The following is a 1,777-nucleotide window of genomic DNA, read 5'->3' on the forward strand; positions in this document are numbered from 1 at the left end:
TCAACCGTTGCATCAACCATGGACAAATAATCCATGAGTGATTTCTTGCTTCAACGAGGCCGGTTTCACCGGGGTCTTGCGACTCCGGCCAGCGCCTTCCTCTCCACAAGCGTGACTTCCCGTCCAACTGACGGTAGCCAGCGCTACGCGCTGGATATTCAAAGCCGCGTTGATGTCGCGGTCGTGGTGTGCGCCGCATTCGATGCACGTCCATTCGCGGACGGACAGCGGCATGGACTCGCAATAACCGCCGCACGCCGAGCACGTTTTGCTACTCGGAAACCAGCGATCCACCACCACGACCGTGCCGCCCGACAACGCGGCTTTGTACTCCAACTGGCGGCGAAACTCGTAGAAGCCGATGTCGCTGATCGCTCGCGACAGTTTATCGTTCGCCATCATCCCTTTGACGTTCAGGTCTTCGATGCCGATCAGGCCGAAGCGCTGCGTCAACTCGGTAGTCGTTTTGTGCAAGAAGTCTTGTCGGACTTGGGCGATGCGGGCATGGAGTTTCGCCAGTCGGGCCGCCGATTTGCGCCGATTGGCGCTGCCTTTTTGCGTGCGGGAATGCTGCCGGGAACGCCGTTTCATCCGCTGGAGATGCTTTTTCAGCGGCTTGGGACTGTCGATTTTCTCTCCGGTAGACAAGGTGATGGCCGTGGAAATGCCGAGATCAATCCCGACCGAGGCTGGGCTTTCGCACACCGGTTCAGGACGTTCCATTTCGACGGGGATGGCAATAAACCAGCGGTCGGCTTTGCGGCTCAAGGTGGCCGACAACGGCTTGCCGTCGAACCGCAACGCCTCGCGCATCGTCACCCAGCCGATTTTGGGCAACCTGATCCGCTCGCCGTCGAAGGCAAACGTCTCCGGGCCATTGTCCAGCCGGGCCGAGTCCTGGACGCCGCGCCGCTTGAAGCGCGGAAACTTGGATTTCTTTTGGAAGAAGCGCTGATAGGCGCGGCCCACGTTCTTGATGGCCTGCTGCGGAACCGCTTTGGGCAGGTCGAGAATCCACGGAAATTCAATCGGCTTGATGGCGTTGAACTGGCGACGCAAGGCCGCTTCGTTCGGTTTTTCGCCCGCCTCAAACTGCCGTTGCCATTCCGCCAGCGCCCAGTTGTAGGCCAACCGGGATGCGCCGACGCATTGCCGGAACCGCGCCTCTTGAAGTTTATTGGGCTTGAGTTCAATTCGGTGCGTCAGGACGGTTCGCATTGCATCGCCTCCAACGCCCGTTTGGCGCGATGCTCTGCCGCTCGCCGCCCATACAACCGGGCGCCCATCGACGTTAAAATTTCGGTCAGGTCGCGCACGAGATCGTCGGCGACTTCAGTGGTATCGACGACAACCAGCGCCCGTCCGTGCGCCGCCAGCGCCGATTCGACGGATTCAAAGCCAAATCGCATCAGTCGGTCGCGGTGTTCCACCACCACGGTCGTCACCGCAGGCGCTCGCAACAGCCGCATCAGGCCGCGCCGATGGCCGTTCAGGCCCGAACCCACTTCCTTGACCATTTCGGTCACACGCCAGCGGTTTTCGGCGGCGTATAGCGCCAGTCGGGCCATCTGGCGTTCCAGGTCGGCTTTCTGGTCCGCGCTGGACACGCGGGCGTACAGCGCCACGCCGCCCTCGGTCGCCGCCACCGGCGGATGCACGATCACCGTCCCGGTGAGCAGTTGTTCTGCCGGGACCGGGAGCTTGCCATCCTTCCACAGCCGCCAGGCGGTTTTGTACAACAATCCTTGCGATTTAGCCCACATACTGAGTTTCATAG

2 protein-coding genes are annotated in these 1,777 nt (G+C 61.1%); both read right to left on the reverse strand.

What is annotated here, in order from left to right; translation table 11 throughout:
• Window positions 1-12: 12 nt before the first annotated feature.
• A complete protein-coding gene (locus tag BN874_RS06375) occupies window positions 13-1,218 on the reverse strand; it encodes an RNA-guided endonuclease InsQ/TnpB family protein (RefSeq protein ID WP_034431589.1) in 1,206 nt (401 codons plus the stop codon).
• Window positions 1,203-1,775 carry an IS607 family transposase gene (locus tag BN874_RS06380; protein WP_034431590.1) on the reverse strand — a complete coding sequence of 191 codons (573 nt, stop codon included), beginning with the start codon at window positions 1,773-1,775 and terminating at the stop codon, window positions 1,203-1,205. Before BN874_RS06380 ends, BN874_RS06375 begins: the two co-directional genes overlap by 16 nt.
• Window positions 1,776-1,777: the final 2 nt, after the last annotated feature.

It is taken from the genome of Candidatus Contendobacter odensis Run_B_J11 (assembly GCF_000531125.1).
Lineage (GTDB): Bacteria > Pseudomonadota > Gammaproteobacteria > Competibacterales > Competibacteraceae > Contendibacter > Contendibacter odensensis.